Origin of the sequence: Pantoea phytobeneficialis (assembly GCF_009728735.1) — a bacterium.
Taxonomy (GTDB): Bacteria; Pseudomonadota; Gammaproteobacteria; order Enterobacterales; family Enterobacteriaceae; genus Pantoea; species Pantoea phytobeneficialis.
The window spans coordinates 619,533-639,585 of record NZ_CP024636.1; the positions used below are offsets into that span (position 1 = coordinate 619,533).

General features: G+C 51.6%; 16 protein-coding genes, 1 tRNA gene and 1 pseudogene. 7 read left to right on the top strand and 11 right to left on the bottom strand.

All coding sequences use genetic code 11. The features are described 5' to 3' along the window. Positions 1-71 precede the first annotated feature (71 nt). Positions 72-1,583, bottom strand: a complete 1,512-nt coding sequence (gene pepA, locus CTZ24_RS02770) for a leucyl aminopeptidase (RefSeq protein WP_021185767.1) — start codon at positions 1,581-1,583, stop codon at positions 72-74. A 269-nt stretch (positions 1,584-1,852) separates the two neighbouring features. On the opposite strand from pepA, the gene lptF reads away from it, so the two are divergent. Together lptF and lptG are read left to right on the top strand one after the other, a co-directional pair. After that, entirely contained in the window at positions 1,853-2,953 is a 1,101-nt protein-coding gene (lptF, locus tag CTZ24_RS02775; protein WP_021185768.1) for an LPS export ABC transporter permease LptF, read from the top strand. After that, positions 2,953-4,029, top strand: a complete 1,077-nt coding sequence (lptG, locus tag CTZ24_RS02780; protein WP_208725484.1) for an LPS export ABC transporter permease LptG — start codon at positions 2,953-2,955, stop codon at positions 4,027-4,029. The genes lptF and lptG overlap by 1 nt, the downstream gene beginning before the upstream one ends. Before the next feature lie 35 nt (positions 4,030-4,064). Here lptG and CTZ24_RS02785 read toward each other — a convergent pair whose 3' ends face one another. The 3 genes from CTZ24_RS02785 to CTZ24_RS02795 all read right to left on the bottom strand — a co-directional run bounded on the left by CTZ24_RS02785 (position 4,065) and on the right by CTZ24_RS02795 (position 8,556). Next, positions 4,065-5,348 carry a DUF445 domain-containing protein gene (locus CTZ24_RS02785; RefSeq protein ID WP_208724715.1) on the bottom strand — a complete coding sequence of 428 codons (1,284 nt, stop codon included), beginning with the start codon at positions 5,346-5,348 and terminating at the stop codon, positions 4,065-4,067. A 10-nt stretch (positions 5,349-5,358) separates the two neighbouring features. After that, the gene (locus CTZ24_RS02790) at positions 5,359-6,861 is read right to left on the bottom strand and encodes a helicase HerA-like C-terminal domain-containing protein (RefSeq protein WP_208724716.1); all 1,503 of its coding nucleotides are present in this window, start codon (positions 6,859-6,861) and stop codon (positions 5,359-5,361) included. Positions 6,862-6,984: 123 nt separating this feature from the next. Then, the gene (locus CTZ24_RS02795) at positions 6,985-8,556 is read right to left on the bottom strand and encodes an ABC transporter substrate-binding protein (protein WP_208724717.1); all 1,572 of its coding nucleotides are present in this window, start codon (positions 8,554-8,556) and stop codon (positions 6,985-6,987) included. Between the two features lie 532 nt (positions 8,557-9,088). Here CTZ24_RS02795 and CTZ24_RS02800 point away from each other — a divergent pair. The 3 genes from CTZ24_RS02800 to CTZ24_RS02810 are packed head-to-tail and all read left to right on the top strand — an operon-like array spanning position 9,089 to position 12,884. Further along, a complete protein-coding gene (locus CTZ24_RS02800) occupies positions 9,089-9,820 on the top strand; it encodes a gluconate 2-dehydrogenase subunit 3 family protein (protein WP_021185774.1) in 732 nt (243 codons plus the stop codon). A 36-nt stretch (positions 9,821-9,856) separates the two neighbouring features. Further along, positions 9,857-11,626, top strand: coding sequence for a GMC family oxidoreductase (locus CTZ24_RS02805; protein WP_208724718.1), 1,770 nt, complete (start codon positions 9,857-9,859; stop codon positions 11,624-11,626). Positions 11,627-11,630: 4 nt separating this feature from the next. Continuing rightward, complete coding sequence (locus CTZ24_RS02810) at positions 11,631-12,884, top strand: c-type cytochrome (protein WP_021185776.1); 1,254 nt, start codon at positions 11,631-11,633, stop codon at positions 12,882-12,884. A gap of 186 nt (positions 12,885-13,070) precedes the next feature. Here the strand turns inward: CTZ24_RS02810 and CTZ24_RS02815 are convergent, their stop codons facing one another. From CTZ24_RS02815 to CTZ24_RS02825, 3 genes are all read right to left on the bottom strand, one after another. Next, the gene (locus CTZ24_RS02815) at positions 13,071-13,748 is read right to left on the bottom strand and encodes a MarC family NAAT transporter (RefSeq protein WP_021185777.1); all 678 of its coding nucleotides are present in this window, start codon (positions 13,746-13,748) and stop codon (positions 13,071-13,073) included. Positions 13,749-13,825: 77 nt separating this feature from the next. Further along, positions 13,826-14,461: a hypothetical protein gene (locus tag CTZ24_RS02820; RefSeq protein ID WP_208724719.1), complete on the bottom strand. Its 636-nt coding sequence runs from the start codon at positions 14,459-14,461 to the stop codon at positions 13,826-13,828. A gap of 176 nt (positions 14,462-14,637) precedes the next feature. Beyond that, a complete protein-coding gene (locus tag CTZ24_RS02825) occupies positions 14,638-15,144 on the bottom strand; it encodes a YjjA family protein (protein WP_208724720.1) in 507 nt (168 codons plus the stop codon). Between the two features lie 247 nt (positions 15,145-15,391). Here CTZ24_RS02825 and CTZ24_RS02830 point away from each other — a divergent pair. Together CTZ24_RS02830 and CTZ24_RS02835 are read left to right on the top strand one after the other, a co-directional pair. Continuing rightward, positions 15,392-15,476, top strand: a tRNA-Leu gene (locus CTZ24_RS02830). A 164-nt stretch (positions 15,477-15,640) separates the two neighbouring features. After that, positions 15,641-16,894: a tyrosine-type recombinase/integrase gene (locus tag CTZ24_RS02835; RefSeq protein ID WP_208724721.1), complete on the top strand. Its 1,254-nt coding sequence runs from the start codon at positions 15,641-15,643 to the stop codon at positions 16,892-16,894. 39 nt (positions 16,895-16,933) lie between these two features. On the opposite strand, the gene CTZ24_RS02840 is transcribed toward CTZ24_RS02835, so the two are convergent. From CTZ24_RS02840 to CTZ24_RS26670, 4 genes and pseudogenes are all read right to left on the bottom strand, one after another. Further along, a complete protein-coding gene (locus tag CTZ24_RS02840; protein ID WP_208724722.1) occupies positions 16,934-17,839 on the bottom strand; it encodes a DUF4435 domain-containing protein in 906 nt (301 codons plus the stop codon). Between the two features lie 2 nt (positions 17,840-17,841). Beyond that, entirely contained in the window at positions 17,842-19,218 is a 1,377-nt protein-coding gene (locus CTZ24_RS02845) for an AAA family ATPase (protein WP_208724723.1), read from the bottom strand. Positions 19,219-19,617: 399 nt separating this feature from the next. Continuing rightward, positions 19,618-19,692 (bottom strand): annotated as a pseudogene (locus tag CTZ24_RS26915) (hypothetical protein); the annotation flags it as partial. Between the two features lie 100 nt (positions 19,693-19,792). Then, positions 19,793-20,053 (bottom strand): integrase core domain-containing protein (locus tag CTZ24_RS26670; RefSeq protein WP_208723573.1); only part of this gene is annotated, 261 nt, incomplete at its 5' end.

A 20,053-nucleotide genomic window follows, 5' to 3' on the forward strand; every position in this document is an offset into this window, starting at 1 on the left:
CGGGCTAGATTCCATTAATGACATTGGGGCGCATTATGCGCCCCGGTTTTAATTGCTGCACGTCGGATGCGTTAATCGTCGCCGTTCAGACCTGCACGGTTCAGCAGGAACTGCGACAGCAGCGGCACCGGGCGACCGGTTGCGCCTTTGGCTTTACCGGAGCGCCAGGCAGTACCGGCGATATCCAGGTGCGCCCAGTTAAATTTGCGCGCGAAGCGAGCCAGGAAGCACGCTGCGGTGATGGCACCACCCGGACGGCCGCCAATGTTTGCCATGTCGGCAAAATTGGATTCCAGCTGCTCCTGATATTCATCTGCCATCGGCAAGCGCCAGGCACGGTCGCCAGACTGCTCAGAGGCGCTGATCAACTCATGCGCCAACGGATTGTGGTTCGACAGCAGACCGCTGACATGATGACCCAGCGCAATCACGCAGGCACCGGTCAGGGTGGCGACATCAATCACCACTTCAGGATCGAAGCGCTCAACATAAGTCAGGGCATCGCACAGCACCAGACGACCTTCGGCATCGGTGTTCAGCACTTCTACCGTCTGGCCTGACATGGTGGTCAGCACGTCACCCGGGCGCATCGAACGGCCATCAGGCATGTTTTCACAGCCTGCCAGCACCCCGACCACGTTCAGCGGCAGATTCAGTTCCGCCACCATGCGCATCACGCCATAGACCGACGCAGCGCCGCACATGTCGTACTTCATCTCGTCCATCGCTTCCGCCGGTTTGATCGAGATACCGCCGGAATCGAAGGTCAGGCCTTTACCGACCAGCACGATCGGGCGTTCGTCTGCGTTGCTGCTGCCTTTGTATTCAATCACCGACATCAGTGACTCATTCTGCGAACCCGCTCCGACGGCGAGATAGGCGTTCATCCCCAGCTCTTTCATCTGCTGTTCGCCGATGACGCGGGTGGTGACATTTTTGCTGAACGCATCCGCCAGTTGGCGTGCCTGCGACGCCAGATACGCGGCGTTACAAATATTTGGCGGCATGTTGCTGAGGTCTTTGGCCGCTTTAACGCCAGAGGCTACTGCCAGACCATGCTGAATTGCGCGTTCACCGCTGGTCAGTTCACGACGTGTCGGCACGTTGAACACCAGTTTACGCAGCGGGCGGCGTGGCTCGACTTTGTTACTTTTCAGTTGATCAAAGTTGTAGAGCGCCTCTTTGGAGGTCTCCACCGCCTGGCGTACTTTCCAGTAGGTATTGCGGCCTTTGACGTGCAGTTCAGTCAGGAAGCATACCGCTTCCATTGAACCGGTATCATTCAGCGTGTTGATGGTCTTTTGAATTACCTGCTTGTACTGGCGCTCATCCAGTTCGCGTTCTTTGCCGCAGCCGATCAGCAGGATGCGCTCGGAAAGGATATTCGGCACATGGTGCAGCAGCAGTGTCTGGCCCACTTTACCCTCAAGCTCACCGCGGCGCAGCAGGGCGCTGATGTAACCGTCGCTGATCTTATCGAGCTGTTCGGCAATCGGTGAAAGACGACGCGGTTCGAAAACGCCAACCACAATGCAGGCGCTGCGTTGTTTTTCCGGGCTACCGCTTTTTACACTGAACTCCATGCACTCTCCTGAATCTTAAAGACAACGGCCTAAGCTGTCGTTAGAATGTAGCGCGCTCGTAACGCATTAAATTTGTTGCGACGCCATGACATTTAAACGCCGGCGGTCATAATGAGTTAGGGTGGCAATGTGTTGTTTTTTCACCACCCGGACGCGTTTGTCATACTATTTTAGCTGCGATGACGGCCATTGATGAAGAAAAATGGCTGATAAGCGTTGAAACTAGCGATTTTCCTGCAAAAAGACAAGTTATCACAGGCGTACTAAGCGTGATCATCATTAGATATCTGGTTCGGGAAACGCTCAAAAGCCAGCTGGCTATCCTGTTCATCCTGCTACTGATCTTCTTTTGTCAGAAGTTAGTGAGGATCCTGGGTGCCGCGGTGGATGGCGAGATCCCAACAAACCTGGTTCTGACATTGTTAGGACTTGGCGTGCCTGAAATGGCACAACTTATCCTGCCCCTAAGCCTGTTTCTGGCGATTTTAATGACCCTTGGGCGGCTGTACACCGAAAGTGAAATCACGGTGATGCATGCCTGTGGCCTGGGGAAAAGCGTGCTGGTTAAATCAGCGATGATCCTGATGCTGCTCACCTCGATGGTGGCGGCGATTAACGTGATATGGCTGGGCCCCTGGTCTTCACGTTATCAGGATGAAGTGACGCAGAATGCCAAAGCCAACCCCGGCGCGGCCGCGTTGGCGGCAGGGCAATTCCAGACCTCCAGCGACGGTAACGCGGTGTTGTTCGTTGAAAACGTGCGGGGTAACACCTTCGGCAACGTCTTCCTCGCCCAGTTGCGTCCAAAGGGGAATGCGCGACCTTCAGTGGTGCTGGCAGATAGCGGGCATATGGAGCAACGCCCGGACGGGTCACAAATTGTGACGCTGGATAAAGGCACGCGTTTTGAAGGGACCGCAATGTTGCGTGATTTCCGTATCACCGACTTTGTGAATTACCAGGCGCTGATTGGCTACAAACAGGCGGTGCTGGATCCCAACGATGCTGAGCAGGCGGATATGCGCACGCTGTGGCAAAGCAAAGATCCTACCTTCACTGCCGAGCTGAACTGGCGTCTGACGCTGGTGTTCTCAGTATTGGTGATGGCGTTGATGGTGGTGCCGCTTAGCGTGGTGAACCCGCGTCAGGGCCGTGTCCTGTCGATGTTACCGGCGATGTTGCTGTATCTGATCTTCTTCCTGCTGCAAAGCTCGCTGAAATCAAACTCGGCGAAAGGGAAATTCGATCCAACCATCTGGATGTGGGTGGTGAACTTCGGTTACCTGGCACTGGCCGTCGGCCTGAACCTGTGGGATACGGTGCCGATGCGCCGCATCCGCGCCCGTTTTAGCCGTGGAGGGTCAGTGTGATGTTTAAGGTACTTGACCGGTATATCGGCAAAACCATTTTTAACACCATCATGATGACGCTGTTCATGCTGGTGTCGCTGTCGGGCATCATCAAGTTTGTCGATCAGCTACGTAAAACCGGGCAGGGCATGTATACCGCGCTGGATGCTGGGTACTACACCCTGCTCAGTGTGCCGAAAGATATTGAGATCTTCTTTCCGATGGCGGCGTTGCTCGGGGCGTTGTTAGGTCTTGGCAATCTGGCGCAACGCAGCGAACTGGTGGTGATGCAGGCATCGGGTTTCACCCGGATGCAGGTAGCACTGGCGGTGATGAAAACCGCAATTCCGCTGGTGTTGCTGACCATGGCGATTGGTGAGTTTGTTGCGCCGCAGGGTGAGCAGATGGCACGAAACTACCGTGCGCAGCAGTTGTACGGCGGTGCACTGGTGTCGACGCAGAATGGTTTGTGGGCGAAAGACGGTAGCAGTTTCATCTATATCGAACGTATCAAGGGCGATAACCAGATTGATGGCGTCAGCATCTACAACTTCAACGATCAACGTCGCCTGTTGAGCGTTCGTTATGCAGCGACTGCCACCTGGGATAAAACGAAGAAACTTTGGGTGCTGTCCCAGGTGGATGAGTCGGACCTGAAAGATGCGAAGCAGATTACCGGTTCACAAAGCCTGAGCGGTGAATGGAAGACCAACCTGACGCCAGACAAGCTGGGTGTGGTTGCGCTGGACCCGGACGCGCTGTCGATTCGCGGGCTTTACAACTACAGCAAGTACCTCAAACAAAGTGGACAAGAGGCGGGACGTTATCAGCTCAACATGTGGAGCAAAATCTTCCAGCCGCTCTCGGTGGCGGTGATGATGCTGATGGCGTTGTCGTTTATCTTTGGACCGTTGCGTAGCGTGTCGATGGGGGTACGTGTCGTAACCGGCATCAGCTTTGGTTTCCTGTTCTACGTGCTGGATCAGATTTTCGGTCCGTTGAGTCTGGTGTATGGTATCCCACCGATTCTCGGGGCGATTCTGCCGAGCGCGGCGTTCTTCGCCATCAGCCTGTTTTTGATGTTGAAACGTCGTTAAGCACCATCCCCGTAGCGGCGCGATAAATCGCGCCGCTACGGGAGCGTCAAATATCTCATCAACATTGGCAACTGCGACAACAAATACAGCACCAGACCAATCGAACCGCCCACCAGCGTGCCGTTGATACGAATAAACTGTAAATCACGGCCAATATTCAGCTCAATCTGCTGCGACATTTCGCGCGCATCCCAGCTTTTAACCGTGTCACTGATGTGGCGTGTCAGAAACTGGGCAAACTCCGGTGCGACGCTACGTGCGGCATCTTCCAGATGCTGATTCATTGAGGTGCGCAGCGCCTGGTCAGCGGCAAGCGTTTCACCCAACCACAACGCAGCCAGTCGAACGCGTTCCTGCACACGCGAGTTGTCGCTGCGCAAATCCTCCTTCAGCCAGCCGCGTAAATCCTGCCACAGTTCACCAATGTAGCGATTCAGCGACTCATCTTCCTTCAGCCAGCTTTTGATCACCTCAGCGCGTTCGGCCATCTCAGGATCGTTTTTCAGCTTCACAATCAGCCGCTCCACCGCGCGGTTAAAACCGAGGCGAAATTCGTGGCCCTGATCAAGCGCCACCTCATCCAAAATCGAATCGACGGCGTTAGCCACCAGCTCGGCGCTGTGCTCGCCCAACCACTCGGTGGGTAACACTTTGGCCTTGATTGGATGCTCGCGTTTCAGCCAGCGCACAATCTGCATGGCGATAAACTCCCGCGTGCCGGGCTTGTGCAGGATACGCAGCAGTTGCTGCACCGCCGCATCCAGCAGCTCCTGATGGCGGTTGTTTTTGGTCAGGCTTTCCAGCAGCAGCGCGCTGGATTGGGTGAGGTCAACCTTGTCGAGCGCGCGATGTACCGCCCGACGCAGAAACTGCTGAATACGCGCATCGTCGGTAAGGTCGAGAAAGCCGCGCATCACCTGCAACAGATGGCGGCCAATGCGATCGGCATTACCGGGCGCATTCAGCCACTGCGCCAGCATCTGCGAAGGGTCGTGACGACGAATCAGGGCCAGCAGCGAATCGGTATCGAGGAATTTTTCCTGCACAAAGCGGCCAAGGTTTTCGCCGATGCGATCCTTATTACGCGGGATGATCGCGGTGTGACGTGAAATAAAGGGCACCGGCACGCGGCGAAACAGCGCCACCACCGCGAACCAGTCGGCCAGCGCACCGACCATCGCCGCTTCGGCAATGGCTTTAACGCCACTGACCCAAAAGTTGGGCGGCAGAAACAGCGTAATGACAAAAATCGCGGCGGCAATCAGCAGCAGCGACAGCGCCAGACGTTTGCTCCGTTTCAGTTGTTGATGTTTATCCATTAACTGCTCCTTAACGACGACGCCCTCCCAACAGGCTACCCAACACGCCGCGAATGATTTGATTAGTGACCTGCCGTGCGGCGCTTTTTGCCATCGTCTGTACCACCCCATCACGCTTGCCGCCGCGCGGGCCGGTACTGCCAAACAGAATATCTTTCAGGCCGCCGAGAATGCCGTCATCCACCGCCACATTGTTGCCTTTCGCTGCGGGGGCATTGGCCTGATCGGTGGCAACCTGCACCCCTTTTTGTAGCATCTCGAAGGCAGATTCACGATCGACTTCGCTGTCGTATTTACCGTACAACGGCGAGTGGTTAATCAGGCCATTACGTTCATCACTGCTGACTGGCCCCATGCGGGAACCGGGCGCAATCACCATCGCACGTTCCACTATCGACGGGCTGCCTTTTTCATCGAGGAAGGAGATTAACGCCTCGCCAGTCCCCAGCGCCTGAATGGCCTCGACGGTATTAAACGCCGGGTTGGCACGCATGGTGTCGGCCGCCGTTTTCAGCGCTTTCTGATCTTTCGGGGTAAAGGCGCGCAGTGCATGCTGCACACGGTTGCCGAGTTGGCCCAACACGCTGTCGGGAATATCGGCGGGATTCTGCGTGACAAAATAGACGCCAACGCCTTTCGAGCGAATCAGGCGAATCACCTGTTCAACCTTCTCCAGCAGCACCGCGGGCGCGTCGTTAAACAGCAGATGCGCCTCATCAAAGAAGAACACCATTTTTGGCTTCTCAAGATCGCCCGCTTCGGGTAATTGTTCATACAATTCTGCCAGTAGCCACAGTAGGCTGGTGGCGTAGAGTTTTGGCAGTTGATAGAGCTTTTCGGCGGAGAGGATGTTGATAAAACCTTTGCCCTGATCGTCGCAACGCATCCAGTCGCGAATATCCAGCATCGGTTCACCAAAGAAATGCTCAGCACCCTGCTGCTCCAGCGTCAGCAGGCCACGCTGAATTGCGCCGACCGAGGCGCTATTGATGTTGCCATATTGCGTCTGGAATTCTTTAGCGTTGTCGCCGATGTATTGCGTCATAGCGCGCAAATCTTTGAAATCCAGCAGCAACAGGCCCTGATCGTCGGCGATGCGGAAGATGATTTGCAGTACGCCGCTCTGGATGTCATTGAGGTTGAGCAAACGCGCCAGCAGCAGCGGGCCAACATCCGAGACGGTGGCGCGCACCGGATGGCCTTGCTCGCCAAAGATATCCCACAACATCACCGGATTGGATTGAGGTTGCCAGTCGGTCACGCCGATTTTCGCCAGCCGAGCCAGCAGTTTCTCCGAACCTTCGCCCTCAGCGGCGATACCCGTCAGATCGCCTTTCACATCGGCCATAAACACCGGTACGCCAATGGAGGAGAAGGATTCTGCCAGTTTTTGCAGCGTGACGGTTTTACCGGTGCCGGTCGCGCCGGCAATCAGGCCGTGGCGGTTCGCCATGTTTGGCAGCAGTTGCAGTTTCACTTCCGGGGTTTGGGCAATCAACAACGGGGTGGTCATGATTTTTCTCTCTCAGGCAAGCGGTGATGCCTGAAAGGATAGCAAACGTCGACCAGGCGTAGCGGCGCGATTCTTTATCGTCTGCGAAAAGATGCGCGATAAATCGCGCCGCTACGGGACAGGTTATTTCTTTTGCACCGTATCGAAATATAACAGGCTCACACCGATCCCCTGCTGCACATGATCGACATTATCACGCACCGCCACCTGCTGCGCGCCCTGTAAGGTGATAACGAACGGCGAATTCTGCTGCACCGACTGCTGCAATTCGGTGTAGAGCTGGCGACGTTTGGCCGCATCGCTTTCGCCTGCTGCGGCGCGGGTTTTGGCGCTCAGATCCGGAATGTCCCAGCCGACGCGCCATGCGAGGGTTTTCGAGCCGCCGGGTACGTTGTACACAAAGGCGCTGGCGTTGGTATTGGGATCGACATAATCCGCTCCCCAGTAAATAAAGATTGACTGGAAATCACGTCCGCGCATTTTGCTCCACAGCTCCGACTCCGCCACCGGTTGCAGCTCAATCTGAATATCCGCTTTGGCAAAGCTGGCTTGCAGTGCCTGGGCCACATCGATATAAGGAGGTTGATTGATGACCGTTAGCGAGAACCGGGTGCCGGACTGAATGCCGCCCTGGCGCAGAATTTGTTTGGCTTTCGCCACATCGTAGTGGAATGGCTGGTTTTCCAGCGCGCCGTCAAACCCCTGCGGCAGGAAGCTTTGATGAATAGCGTATTGGCCTTTTAACAGTTGATCGGCGATGGCGTGATAATCCACCAACCAGCGAGCGGCCTGCCAGAATGCAGGATTGCCAAGTGCCGGTTGTGCTTTGTTCTGCGTATTGAAGCCGAGGTAATACACCAGGCTGGACGGGAAAGCAGCGATGCGCAGGTTTTTATCGCTTTTCAGCGCGTCAATCTGATCCGGACCAAGCTGGTAGGCGACATCGACATCACCCTGCTGAATCAACAAACGACGTGCGCCAGCATCGGCCACGCCTTTTAGCAGAATACGTTGCAGGTGCGGCTGGGGCTGTGCCTGGGCGTTAGCGGTCAACACCAATGCCTGCTGCGGGACATATTGCTGAATGACAAAGGCCGCGCTGCCTGCGGAATGGGTGTGCAGCCAGCCGTTACCCAGATCGTTGTTGGCTTCATGCTGTTGCACGGTTTTGCTGTCAACAATCGAGGCCACCGGCGCCGTCAGCAGGCGTAGCGCCAGATCCTGCCCAATCGCCGCAGGCCACTGGATTTCCAGTTGGTGATCATTCAACACCTTAAACTGAGCGGCGACATTGTCTGGCGTCCAGCCAAACTCAGCGAGGATAAACGACGGTGCCTTGTTAAGTTGTACCGCGCGGGTTAAGGAGAACACCACATCCTGCGGCGTTACCGGATTGCCGCTGGCAAAATGCGCGCCGGATTTAAGGGTAAAGACCAGGCTGTGCGGCGTGCTGCCCGCTTGCCAGGAGGTCGCCAGCAGCGGCGCGAGTTTCTGCGGCGTCGTGCGATCGGCCTCCACCAACGTTTGATACAGATTGCGCTGCACGCTGTTGCTGACGGTTTCAAAACTTTCCGCAGGGTCAAAACTGATGATGCCATCGAGCGGCACGGCGACAACTAAGGTGTCCTTCGGCGTCGCCGCCTGTAACGTAAAAGCGCAACTGATTAGCGCCAGCAACAAAACTAATGATCGCATTATTGTCATCCCGAGTGATTGATTAACTGACTCTATCGCTGAGGCGCAAATGGCAAAATGCCGGTTTGTTCTGAGCTGTGCCAGAAATTAACAATCCATTTCGGCGCTCAATTATTTCGCTTATTTTGTGCGCTGCCTGTCATTTTTTGGAAATAGATATGGAGATTGTGTTTCCTGTAAGTAAATAAGATGTTATTAATGAGAATGGTTCTCTTGTATGGAAGTGTGATTTATTTTTATCGATTAATTCCCGGTATTATTGCGATGCGTAAATTGTTTTGGTCATTTGCACAGTCGATTCGAACAAAAACCTGACATTTGTACGGTTAAAACGGAAATTCCCGCCGCGAAAGCCCTTCACCAGCTCGTAACCAAAATTCAACATGATGATGCTTTCTCATCAAAACACATCCTTAATTTAATTCTTACACTTTGAAATATCTGTATCCCTAAGATTGCCAGGTTGTTTACCGATGAATTAAGTCATTAACAAAAATAATTATCTTTCTTAGCAAGTGAGAGTCGTCAGGCCATGCTTTTACAAAAACCGACCACCAGACGTAAATTTCTGCTTGGGTCGCTTTTGGCTTTGCCATTAAGTGACCTGGTATTTAAGGGATTGACTGCGGCCCAGGCCGCGGAAATGGCAGCACCGGAACTTGCCGACTATAAACCGATCTTTTTCAGCAGCGATGAGTGGCAATTCATTCTTGCCGCCACCGATCGTCTGATCCCTGCCGGCGGTAATGGCAAGGCTCCGGGTGCGCTGGAAACGAACGTACCGATCTTTATCGACCAGCAGCTTCACAGCCCTGAGTTCGGTGACGAAATCTACATGCAGGGTCCGTTTGACGTGCATGCGCCCGCCACGATGGGCTATCAGATTCCGTTTACTCCGCAGCAGATGTATCACACCGGCATCAAGCTGGTGAATCAGTGGACGCAGAGCAGCTACCAGAAAGCGTTCCACGAGCTGACGCTGGAAGAGAAAGACGCGGTTCTCACTAAAGTGAATAAAAATGACGGTATCGACTTCGCCGCACTGGGCGAGCCGAACCTGAAAGCCTCCCAGTTCTTCAGCCAACTGCTTGCAGATACCAAACATGGCTACCTCGCTGATCCGATGTACGGCGGCAACAAAGGCATGAAAGCCTGGATTGCCATCGGCTTCCCTGGCGCGCGCGCCAGCTTCACCGAGTGGGTTAAACAGCACAACGTACCGTACCCGCTTGGCCCGGTTAGCATCATGGGTGAGCGCGCGTAATTGCGTTTCGCATCAGGTATTTGAGACAGGATTATCATGGCACAGATTACTAAAAAAGAAGTCGACGTCGTTGTCTGCGGCCTCGGCTGGGCAGGCTCGTTAATGAGCATTGAGCTGGCGTTGGCTGGCTTAGAAGTACGCGCGCTGGAGCGCGGTGGTGAGCGCGACTATCCCGAGTTCGCTTACCCGAAACCGGCGGATGAGTACGCCTATAACGTGCGTAACAAGGTGTTCGCTACGCCGAAAGAAGTGGCGGTGACCGTGCGCTACAACATGGACCAGACGGCGCTGCCGACCCGTAAGTGGGGCGCGTTTGCACCGGGTACCGGTGTGGGTGGCGCGGGCATGCACTGGACGGCGGTACTGATTCGTCCTACCCCGACCGATATCAAACTGAAAACCTATGTCGATCAGGCGTACAAGCCGGGTATTCTCCAGGAAGATATGCGCGTGATGGACTTCCCGTTCACCTGGGATGAGATCGAGCCGTATTACACCAAGTTTGAGAAAATTTGCGGTCAGTCCGGTAACACCGGCAACCTGCGCGGTCAGATCCTCGAAGGTGGTGACCCGTTTGAAGGTCCACGTTCTGAGCCTTATCCGCTGCCAGCGCTGGAAGACACGCTGAACAACGTGATGTTTAAAGAAGCGGCGACCAAACTGGGCTACCATCCGTTCCCGAACCCGTCTGCCTGCGTTTCACGCGCGTGGAAAAACCCGTATGGCAACACCATCGCGCCTTGTAACTATTGTGGTTACTGCTCGAAATATCCGTGCCTGAACTACTCCAAAGCTTCACCGCAAACGGCGGTGATGGATGCGCTGAAGCGTATGCCGAACTTCTCCTATGAAGTGCACGCGGAAGTGGTGAAAGTGGTTCTGCACGATGACCAGAAGACCGCTAAAGGGGTGATTTACTACGACGTAGACGGCAACGAAGTGTTCCAGCCGGCGAAGATCGTGGTGCTCTCCAGCTTCCAGTTGTACAACGTGCGTCTGATGCTGTTGTCCGGCATTGGTAAGCCGTACAACCCGATCACCGAAGAAGGTGTGGTTGGTCGTAACTATGCGTTCCTGTCGAACGGTGGCGCGACCCTGTTCTTCAAAGACAAGAACTTCAACTCGTTCGCGACCGCTGGTGCGACCGGCCAGATGTTCAACGACATCTCTCCGGGCAACTTCGATGGTCCAGGTCTCGGCTTCCTCGGCGGTGCCAAGATCCACAGTTCACAGGCGACCGGTACGCCAATGGCCGCTGCACTGCCGAAAGGCACGCCGAGCTGGGGTATGGGCTACAAAGAAGGTCTGGAGCAGTGGTACAACCATTCGATGAAGATCAGCATCACCACGACCTGCCAGTCGTATCGTGATATCTATCTGGATCTCGACCCGCACTACACCGACCACCGTGGCCTACCGCTGCTGCGTATGACCTTCAACTGGAAAGAGAACGAGTTGAAGCTGCAACAGCATCTGAAAGGCATTGTGGGCAACATCGCCAAAGAGCTGAACCCGGATAGCATGAGCATGAGCTTCCTGCCAATGGGCGCAGACTTTGACCTGACCAAATACGTATCCACCCATAACGTGGGCGGCGCGGTAATGGGTGACAACCCGAAAACCTCTGCGCTCAACAAGTACCTGCAAAGCTGGGACGTGCATAACGTGTTTGTACCGGGCGGTAACGCCTTCCCGCAGAACTTCCAGGCGAACCCGACCGATACTATCGGCGCGATCACCCTGATGGCGGCACAGGCAATCAAAGAACATTATCTGAAAAACCCCGGTCCACTGGTACAGGCATAAGCACATGAAATTAAAATCATTGTTAATCGCTAATGCCGTGTTGCTGGGAAGCATTGCGGCGCAGGCGCACGCGGCAGATGACGCACAACTGATCAAAAAGGGTGAATACCTGTCGCGTCTCGGCGACTGTATGGCCTGTCACTCGGTAGCGGGTAAGCCGGACTATGCCGGTGGCCTGGCGATTGAGTCTAATCTGGGCACCATTTACTCCACCAACATCACGCCGGATAAAGAACACGGTATCGGTAACTATACCGAGCAGCAGTTCTCCGATGCGGTGCGTAAAGGCGTGCTGCCGGATGGCTCCCACCTTTACCCGGCGATGCCTTACCCGGATTACGCCAAAATCAGCGATGAAGATATGCACGCGTTGTATGTCTACTTTATGCAGGGCGTAAAACCGAGTGCGGAGCAGCCACCGGAAACCAAACTGAGCTTCCCGTTCAGCCAGCGCTGGGGTATGCGTTTCTGGAACTGGGCGTTCACCTCTGACAAGCCGTTCCAGCCGATTGGCGGTGCCTCTGAAGAGGTGAACCGTGGTGCTTATATCGTGGAAAGCCTTGGTCACTGCGGTAGCTGCCATACGCCGCGCGGTCTGGGTATGAACGAGAAAGCGCTCGACAGCAGCGATGATCAGTTCCTCGCTGGTGGTAGCCTGAACAACTGGGATGTGCCGTCACTGCGTGGTCTGCCGCGCTGGAGCGAGCAGGAGATCGTTGATTACCTGCAAACCGGTCGTAACGATAAAGCGGCTGTTGGCGGTGAGATGAAGTCGGTGATTGAGCACAGCAGCTCGCACATGACCGATGCCGACCTGAAAGCCATCGCAGCCTACCTGAAGTTCCTGGGCGGCAACCCGCCGTTGCAGGCGTACAACGTTCAGGCCCAGCAGGCGACGGAAGCGAAGCTGACCGCAGGCAAAAATCTGTCGGAAGGTGAGCGTCTGTACCTCGACAACTGTGGTGCGTGCCACTTTGTCACCGGTAAAGGCGCGCCGGGCGTGTTCCCGGAACTGGATCAGGCCACGATCGTCAACGCCAAAGATCCAACCGGACTGATCCACACCATTCTGGAAGGTGCACAGCAGCCATCGACTGAAAAAACAGCCTCAACCTTGTTGATGCCTGGTTTTGCCAACCGTCTGAGCGATGATGAAGTGGCGCAACTGGCGACCTTTATTCGCCAGGGCTGGAGCAACAACGCTCCGGCAGTCACGAAAGATCAGGTTGCTGACGTTCGTAAGACTCTGAAGCACTAATGATCATCGGGGCGGCGTTCAGGCCGCCCCTGTCATTCATAATAGCAGCGCGATTTATCGCGCTGATTTTTTTATGCCCAGGTGCACGGATTTAATGGTAGCGGCGCGATTTATCGCGCTGATTTTTATGCCAGGTGCACGGATTTAATGGTAGCGGCGCGATTTATCGCGCTGATTTTCAACGGATTAGTGATAAGTATGAATCACTTCCAGCACGCCGTTGATAATAAACTGCACACCCATACACACCAGCAAAAAGCCCATCAGGCGTGAAATCGCCTCAATACCGCCTTTCCCTACCAGTTTCATTATCGCGCCTGAACTGCGCAGCGATATCCACAAAATCAGTGAAACCAAAAAGAAGATCATCACCGGTGCCACCGCGATTACCCAGCCAGGGAAATCAACGCCGCTGCGTATCGTCGAGGCTGAGCTGATGATCATCGCAATGGTGCCCGGACCGGCGGTGCTGGGCATCGCCAGCGGCACAAAGGCGATATTCACGCTTTCGCGATGGTTATCACTCGATTCCAGCTCATCCTGTTTATGCTCCGCCTCCATTGAATGGCCCACGGGTTTGGCGGGAAATAGCATACGAAAACCGATAAAGGCCACAATCAGCCCGCCCGCCATGCGCAGGCCGGGAATGGAGATCCCAAAGGTGTGCAGCACCGCAGTGCCCGCGTACCAGGCCACCATCATAATCAGAAAAACATAGATGGAGGCCTGCATGGCCTGGCGGTTACGTTCCTGAAAATTCATATCACCGGCAAGGCCGAGAAACAGCGCGACGGTGGTGAGTGGATTGGCAAGGGGGAGAATGACCACCAGCCCGAGGCCAATGGCTTTGAAAAGATCCAGCATGTCGGTTCCTTCTGATGCAGGCGCGCCGATGACAGCTCGGCGCGGTTCAGTTTACGGAGACAACGTGATGTAGGTGATTAGTGTTTCGGGCGATCCAGCGCTTCGATCAACTCAGGGAAAAAGTCTTCCAGCAATTCGGGTGTCATCAAATCAGGATAGTTGATCAGATGTTCGCGAATGCGTTCGTTGACATCAGGGATCAGGCGCAACGCAGCATCATGGGCGCTGATTTTTTTCTGCTTCATCAGGCGCAGTACGTCATCGGGCAGGCTGTCTTCATCTTCGGCTTCTTCTACCGCTTCCAGTGCGTCCAGCTCATCCAGCAGATCCATCAGGGCTTCAATCTGCGGGGTGCGTGACTGATATTCAGGCGGCATTTCGTTTTCCAGGTAGCGCAGCAGGGCGCGTACTGGCGAGCCATCGGGTGAGGACGGCGGTTCGCTGGCAAACCAGTTCAGCAAATCGTGTTGGCTTATCTGATGGACGTGATAACCGTTATCCACCAGTTCATCCGCAAGGAGGTCGGCGGTGTCATGCTCAATCAGGCAAATGTGCGTGCGATTGGGGGTGAACTGCTCCAGCCATTGGTAAATCTCTTCAATCACGCTGTCGTCGTAATTGAAGTTCTGGCTGAGATAGCTGCCGTCCTGTTGATGTACGCAAATGCGAATCAGGTCGGGATCGAAGTAAATCGCAATGTTGATGCCTTTCATGCGCGCTGTCCTGTGAGATCTAAAATCCCACTATAGCGTTAATGATGGTGCGGGGAAATCACCCCTCAAGGGAAGGGCGTGACGGGCAGCACGATGCAGGGAGTTGGCGGGAGGGGCAACGCAGGACATTGAACCAGGGGACAGCCTGCCTCACGGTCCTGCGCTGCCCAATGTCATTACATCCCGATGTATTTCTTGCCTTGCTTCAGTACCACATCACAGGCTTTGGTCTTCAGCTTTTCGCCCATCGTGGAGTTGCTCAGGCTCTCGAGGTTCAGCTGCTGGCCGTTGTCGGTGTTAAGCAAGCCTTGCAGACCCTGCTGGTAATCGGTTTTCTGTTCCTGGGCGGTGGTGCTGCTCAGGCCAAGTTTGCCCAATACCTGATCTTTCACCGACTCTACGTTGTTTTTCACCACATTGTGTTCAACGCAGTACTGCATCACACCTGCCGCATTGGTCATGCTGTTGGCGCTAACGGCTTTGTCACCGCCGTTCAGCAAGCCAGTGACCGATGAAAGCGACATCCCTTCGCTCGACGTGCTGCTGCCGCTGGTGGTTCCGCTGCTCAGCTGTGAAGCGGCGCTGCTCAGTTGATCCTGCCAGCTCGCTGCTGATGCGCTGCCTGCAACCAGTAACGCAGCAATACCCCATCCCCAAATCACGCGTTGTGTTGTTTTAGTCATTTCAACCTCATTTCTCTTTATGGCTGACTGGTGTCAGTGTTGCTTAAGAGAGGGTAGACCTAAGAAAGTTCCAGGGGGTAGGGGAGATTGGGAATGTTCTGGTTTTTGGCGGGATTTTGCGCGGAAATTTGCTGGTAGCCGAGGTGGTGGTGCTTTTTTCAGCGCTTAGCGCACATCCGGATCGATTCCGGTTGCGTGCCTTGTCGGTAACGGTATAATCCCCAACGTTTTCCGCATCCTCTTCAGTGCCGAAGTGGCGAAATCGGTAGACGCAGTTGATTCAAAATCAACCGTAGAAATACGTGCCGGTTCGAGTCCGGCCTTCGGCACCATTAGTTCTTCCAAGACCTTCCGAGAAAGTCCATTTATCCCTTTAAAATCAATGAATGCTTCGATTTTTACGTCCTGAGTTGTCCGAGTTCGTCCGTTGAAATCCGGGGGGCACTGGGGGCATAATTGGGGGCATATTCACTTCGATTAGAAATGTGCCCCCAAAATGAAGCTCAACGCCAGACAGGTCGAGACCGCAAAGCCCAAAGAGAAAACCTATAAAATGGCCGACGGTGGCGGTTTGTACCTTGAGGTTTCGGCAAAGGGTTCTAAATACTGGCGCATGAAATACAGGCGTCCTTCTGACAAGAAAGAAGATCGCCTGGCATTTGGTGTCTGGCCGACAGTAACTCTTGCTGAGGCAAGGGCCAAACGCGATGAAGCCAAAAAACTGTTAGGGCAGGGGATTGACCCAAAAGCTGAACAGAAAGAAGCTCAGGCCGAAAATTCGGGGGCATATGCTTTCGAAACCATTGCTCGTGAATGGCATGCCAGTAACAAGCGATGGAGTGAAGACCATCGATCGCGCATTCTTCGCTATCTTGAGCTTTATATTTTTCCTTATATCGGTTCGTTCGATATTCGCCAGCTCAAAACCAGCCACCTGTTAGCCCCGATTAAAAAGGTTGATACCAGCGGTAAGCATGACGTTGCACAGCGGCTTCAGCAGCGTGTTACAGCCATTATGCGTTATGCCGTACAGAATGATTACATTGACTCTAACCCCGCGATGGATATGGCTGGAGCTTTATCCACCACCAAAGCTCGTCATTATCCAGCTTTGCCCTTCAGTCGGTTCCCTGAATTCCTTGAGCGTCTGCGAGCTTATCGTGGACGTGTTATGACTCGTATAGCTGTTGAGCTTTCCCTGCTAACCTTTGTGCGTTCAAGTGAGCTTCGCTTTGCAAGATGGGATGAGTTCGATTTAGATAAGTGTCTTTGGTGTATTCCCGCAAAACGAGAAGAGATAAAAGGTGTGCGGCACTCGCATCGTGGTATGAAGATGAAAGAGGAGCATATAGTGCCATTGAGCCGTCAGGCACTGACTTTACTTGATCAGCTAAAGCAACTTAGCGGTGACAATCCACGCTTATTTCCCGGAGATCATGATTCTAAAAAGGTGATGAGCGAAAACACAGTTAACAACGCTTTGCGTGCGATGGGTTATGACACTAAAACTGAAGTTTGTGGCCATGGGTTTAGAACTATGGCGCGAGGTGCATTGGGCGAGTCTGGATTATGGTCTGATGATGCTATTGAACGACAGTTAAGCCACTCGGAACGTAATAACGTGCGAGCGGCTTATATTCATACATCTGAACATTTAGATGAGCGGAGGTTAATGGTTCAGTGGTGGGCAGATTATCTTGAAGATATAAAAAGAGAATTCATTTCTCCTTATGATTACTCCCATAGATGACTTGTTGATTTATCTATGGGAGAAGGCGATTTCTCTTTGCTATACCATTGATTTAAAATTGTCTCTTATGTAATCGAATTCTGATATCCAAATATTTGACATTATTAAATGTTTAAGGTTTTTAGTATTTATCGCATCCTTCGTCTTATATAAACAGTGCCCTTCTAATTTTCCATTGGTTGAGCACATGATACATGGGCTAATAGGATGGGCACCACAATTGACTTTCAAATTATCAATTTCTTTTAATGCTTTATAGCAAAAATAATGTAGTAGCCATTTGCCTTTTGAGAACCTCTTTAAATCAGGCAAGCAATTAGATAAACCTTGTTCATTGGCGAATTCTAATAAATCATCTTTTTTTTCTCTAACATTACTAATATCCGAAGCTGACAGGATTCTCCCTTCAGAATAACCGTAAGAAAACTTGCTATCATAACTAGGATATAATGCACTCTTAAGTGATTCCAGAGATAATAAAAAGAAATCTTCATCATTAAGTGATATCAATTGAAAGTAATGTTCTATCAGATCGTCAGTTATCATTGAGTTGGATATTTTTGTGCATAATTGTAATAGCTTAGGTATAATTTCCTTGCTGACAAAATGCGATTCCATTGAATAGTAACAAAGCATTAGAATTAGAGGGTTTGTAGGCACTTCACCTCGAAAATCCTTTACATCCTTATCAATAATTCCGACGATATATTTTTTATGTTGCCATCGGGTTTGAGGGATTCGGATAATTTCATCCATTGCTAAAACTACATTTTGACATCCAGGTGAAAAGCCATCAATAGTTTCAATAGGGAAAACCTCTGCTAACTTACCTGCACTTTTTGCAAGTGAGTCATATAGTTGTATGTCATCCGTTCCCTCAACTATTACACTTATAGTATTGGTCATTATTGCTGTATTTAAAACTTCCCCTATTTCATATTTCATTTTTATTGACCTACATGTAATTCTAGTTCACAAAGATAGTTAGGGTTGCGATTGGCTAATGATGGGCTGTGAGACGCAACTATTATTTGAGTTTTAGGGACTAATTCAGAAAATAAAGTCAAAAGTTCCCTTTGCCATTTAATATTTAAAGATATCTCTGGCTCATCGATTATCAAGAAGTTTCTCTTCCCTCCCTCAAATAAAACAAGGCATAAGAATGTTAGAATATGCCTTTCACCACTAGATAACTCACTCAAACTATGTCTGATTCTACCGATTTGTACAAATATTTGCTCATCTCTAACAATTAACTCCTTACCATTGATTAAGAATCGATTAAATGTGTCAATTAATAAATTTATTGAGCTCAGCATTTGTTTTTCTAATTCCAATTCATTCATGATGTTCATGAAGAGTGGGCCGAGGATTTCATGGTGCCTGTAACGTGATACTTCGTTCTCAAAATTTTCATCGGAAAGAATTTGAATTACTTTAGACTTAAAATTATTTTCTTCGCCGTCATCTAAAGCCTCAATTATTCTATCTTTATACTCTATTAATCGCCCCTCGAAATCCCTGGGTAAATTTGTGCTAGGATCTCTGCTTACTGTTGTTTCATTGAGGGTTATGGCCAATGATAATGTATCGAACAAAGCGCTTTGTATTCTTTTTGTTGCTGTTATTCTTGCTATTTTATACTTTTCCAATAGTAAGGATTCAATATTTTCTATCTTTATTGATTGAAGGTGAAGGTTTTTCTTAATAAGCTCGAATTGATTTATTTCTGATTTTGACTTGTATTTGTTTTGAGTGAGCCTTAAGAAGGTTGACATTTCATGCGAAATTGAGAATAAATCTATTTCTTTGTTTATAATGTTTTTGTTTTTAGCAAAAAACTCATATATCTGGCGAGGTTCAACACGAGATGCTTGATTGACAACCCCCCTTTCTACTCCCATGGAAAGGGATGAAACCTCGCTTAAAGGTGATGATTGAAAATCTGACCAGTTATATTCAGAGGTTTCCAATTTCTTGTTTAGTTCATTTCTTTTTGTTGTATCATACTTTCTTTTTATAACCACTCTGTCATATCCAATGGGTGTGGAGTAATATATAGACACTCCAGATACTTTATTTTGAATTAAAACAGACTCATCTTTTTCAAAAATAGCATGAAGAATCTTTAGGAATGTTGTTTTCCCACTTCCGTTTTCACCATATATGACGGATATATTGCTGGCAGAAAAAAGCACGTTTAATCTTGAGCTTGAGGATTTAAATCCATTTAATTCTATTCGCTGTATTTTTATCATGTTTCGCTCTATAAACCATTTACTAAATAGTGGGGTGGGTTTGTATTTAAAAATTTGCTTAGGCAAGGAAGTGATTTCATGCCACTTCGTTTAGTTATACATTATTTCTTTTTACTGCACCTATAGTTATTTGAAAATAGGCGGGAAATATTTCCCTTTAATGAAGATGTGTTTCATTGTTCGCTACGTTTTAGTGTTGTTTAGGATTTATTTTCAATGGGTTATCTCAACAGCGCGCTCTCGTACCCCCGCCACGCCTGCCCGCTTTATGTAGCGGTTTTCATGCACCTGCATGAATGGTGCCGGGCCGCGCCGCATCTGGCCTGCGCGGGGATAATCAGGGTGCAGGAATTCATGCGTTTTCATGCAGCATAGACATGCACTCGCGCATGAGAAGGCCAGCCAGGGAAAAGGAACACAAAAAAACCGGCGCGGTGGCCGGTTCAGATGAGGATTAGACGCTTTTCAGACGGGGGCCTGCTGACGCCTGGACAGTTTACTGGCGGAGCCGTAGCGGTTCAGTGTCTGTGCCTGCCGCTCCGCAATTTCCTGCTCCCCGGCGTTCTCCCTGTCTGTCACTTTCTGCGGCTTCATCATGTCCGCTGGATTTGACCCTATATATCCAGACGCCTTTTCTCTCTTACGGTTGTGATAACTTTCTGCGTATATATTCCCGCGGCGAGCGATATCCCAGCGCGCTGTGCGGGTGATGTTCGTTGTAATGACTGAACGCCTCCGCCAGGTTCATCACCGCTACCTGGCTGTCCGGTTTTGGCATCACACTGATGTAATCCCGCTTTATCGTTTTCACGAAGCTTTCTGCTATGCCATTGCTTTCCGGGCTACGAACTGCGGTCGTACATGGCTCAAGCCCCAGCATCCGGGCGAACGCCCGCGTTTC